This window comes from Streptomyces sodiiphilus, from assembly GCF_039529215.1.
Taxonomy (GTDB): Bacteria; Actinomycetota; Actinomycetes; order Streptomycetales; family Streptomycetaceae; genus Streptomyces; species Streptomyces sodiiphilus.
The window spans coordinates 1-1,161 of the sequence record NZ_BAAAMJ010000112.1 but is presented as its reverse complement, the minus strand read 5'-3'; the positions used below and the strand labels follow the sequence as shown (position 1 = coordinate 1,161).

The window sequence follows — 1,161 nt, the reverse complement described above, 5'->3', positions numbered from 1 at the left end:
CAGGCCAGCAGATCCAGGGCAATCTGGACGATCTCCAGCCAGAGCTGGTTGTGAGCGAAGCCGTGGAAGGGCAGGTTGCGCAGGCCTGTGTCCCGCGCGTGACGGATACGGTCCTCGGCCCGGGCCCGGCGGCGGTGGCGCAGTTCCAGGTCCGGAAGCTGCCCGCCGGCCGTGTTGGTGGCAAAGCAGGTGAGACGGTGGCCGTCGGCGTCGGTGAAGCGCAACTGGGCGCCGGGATGCGGCCGTTCTTTGCGGACGATCAGCCGCATCCCCTTCGGCCATGTGGTGAGGTCGAGCATGCCGGTGATCTCCGCGACCCATGCCCCGGGCCGGACCTGACCGCCTGCGTCATAGGCCGGGGTCCACGCCCGCTTCGGCACCTTCAGGACGGCGGCGTGGATCTCATCGGTGATGGTCATCCCGACCGAGTACGACAGCCACCGCCCCGGCCTCGACAGCCACTCGAGGAAGGCGTGGGTGCCGCCCGCGGAATCGGTGCGGATCAGCGTCCGGCGTCCTCGCCGGTGCTTCTTCGGCAGCTGCGCGAGGGCCGCCTTCGCAACGGTGATGTGGTCGGCGGCCGTGTTCGCCCCGGTGTTGCCCGGCCGCAGCAGCATCCCGGCGCTCTCGCCCGTGCCGGCCTGACCGTGGTCGATGAACGCGGCCAAAGGGTGGAACCCGAAGGTGCGCTTCCAGGTCGGGGCGGCGCCTTCCTTCTCCGAGTGCGCCACAACCAGGAGCGCGTCGATGTCCACGGTCACCTGCCCGCCCGCGGCCGGACTTCTCTCCCCGGCCAGGGACCACACCCGTCGCCGGGCCGCAGCACGAGCGGCACGGATAGCCGCCACAGCCCTGTCCCCGTGCTGGGCGAGGGCGTTGACCAGCCGGGAGACCGTCGGGTCGGAGGCCACCGGCCCGAACACCTCCGGCTCGGACCGCAGCATCGCCACATCCGACAGGCAGTCCCCACCCAGCGCGACCGCCACCGCGAGATCGGTGAGGACCTTGCCGGGATCGTGCACGCTGCGTGGTCTGCGCCACCGCGCCAGTGAGGCCGATACCGCCGCGTCCAGCCCTGCCTTGCGGACCGTCTCGGTCAGCAGCACCGCACCCGCCTGAGACACCACTGTCGACCGGCCCGACCCCGCCCGCACACGCGGA

At 71.6% G+C, this 1,161-nt stretch carries 1 protein-coding gene; it reads right to left on the bottom strand.

Annotation, left to right across the window (positions count from 1 at the left end; translation table 11 throughout):
* The coding region (locus ABD299_RS24830) for an IS1380 family transposase (RefSeq protein ID WP_425581422.1) at positions 1–1,161 on the bottom strand (1,161 nt) is incomplete at both ends.